The organism is Alcanivorax sp. 1008 (assembly GCF_020667895.1).
GTDB lineage: Bacteria > Pseudomonadota > Gammaproteobacteria > Pseudomonadales > Alcanivoracaceae > PGZG01.
The window spans coordinates 1-1,250 of sequence record NZ_JAFMPS010000071.1; the positions used below are offsets into that span (position 1 = coordinate 1).

A 1,250-nucleotide genomic window follows, 5' to 3' on the forward strand; every position below is an offset into this window, starting at 1 on the left:
GAACTATCGGCTTGGTAGTCGGAGTGCTGCAGCCTCCGCGGGAGTTCCTGATTGCGGTTGGCGGCGCTGTTGCTGTTGCCTTGGGCTTCGCCCTGAAAGACATTGTTGCCTCGCTGGTAGCTGGCATCCTGTTGTTATTTGATCGCCCGTTTCGGGTGGGTGATCGGGTAACGTTCGGTGACACCTACGGCGAGATCGTATCCATCGGCCTGCGCACCGTGCGCCTGGTTACTCTGGATGACAATCTGGTCACCATTCCCAACTCACGATTTATCACCGATGTGGTTGCTTCCGGCAATGCCGGCGAACTCGACATGATGGTGGTGACGGATTTCCATGTGTCGCTGCAGGCAGACCTGGAAAAGGTGCGTAAATTAATTGAAGAAGTCGTAGTAACCAGTCGATATGCCTACCTGAAGAAGCCGGTCAGCTTTGCCATTGAGGAGGTTGAAGTAGCACGCACACTGGGCATCCGCATGCGCACCAAAGCTTATGTGCTTGATATGCGCTACGAAAAGGAATTTCAAAGTGATCTGGTCTTGCGCGTCAGCCAGCTATTCAAGGCAAATGGCATTATCAGACCTCACCCCAGAGGTGCGGAATCCGACATCGACTTGACAGATTGAACCGCCGAAGGCATTCATTGAGGGCTCCTGTATGGCTATCCGACTTGTTGTTCTGGGGTTTGCGATTCTGCTTAGTGCATGCGGCAATGCCGACACCACCACGACCGCGAGCTCACTCAAGTTCAATAGCGAAACAGTAGCCTCCGGGCTTGAGCACCCCTGGTCTCTGGCTTTTCTTCCCGATGGTGAAATTCTGCTAACAGAGCGTCCCGGGCGACTACGCAGCATCGTTAATAATCAGCTGAATGAGAAACCTGTTTCAGGGGCACCGAAGGTCGCTGCCCATGGTCAGGGTGGCTTGCTGGATGTTCTTCTTCACCCGGACTTTTCAGATAATCGCCTGATATATCTGAGCTATGCTCTGCCCTGCCCGAGCGGCGGAAACACTACGGCGGTTGGCCGTGGAGAATACCGTGACGGCGCGCTGCATAATTTCAAACAGGTTATCGCCAGCCGTGCCTGCGGAGACAAGGGTCAGCACTATGCCGGACGGATGGTGTTTGATCAGCAGGGCTATTTGTATCTGAGCATAGGTGATCGCGGTGAGCGGGATCGCGCGCAAAATGGCAAGGATCATGCTGGCAGCATTTTACGCCTGCATGATGATGGCAGCATTCCGCAGGA

General features: G+C 54.3%; 2 protein-coding genes. Both read left to right on the top strand.

The window, feature by feature from the left end:
* Positions 1-626 (top strand): mechanosensitive ion channel family protein (locus J1C54_RS16260; RefSeq protein WP_229149996.1); only part of this gene is annotated, 626 nt, incomplete at its 5' end.
* Positions 627-657: 31 nt separating this feature from the next.
* The coding region (locus tag J1C54_RS16265) for a PQQ-dependent sugar dehydrogenase (protein WP_229149998.1) at positions 658-1,250 on the top strand (593 nt) is incomplete at its 3' end.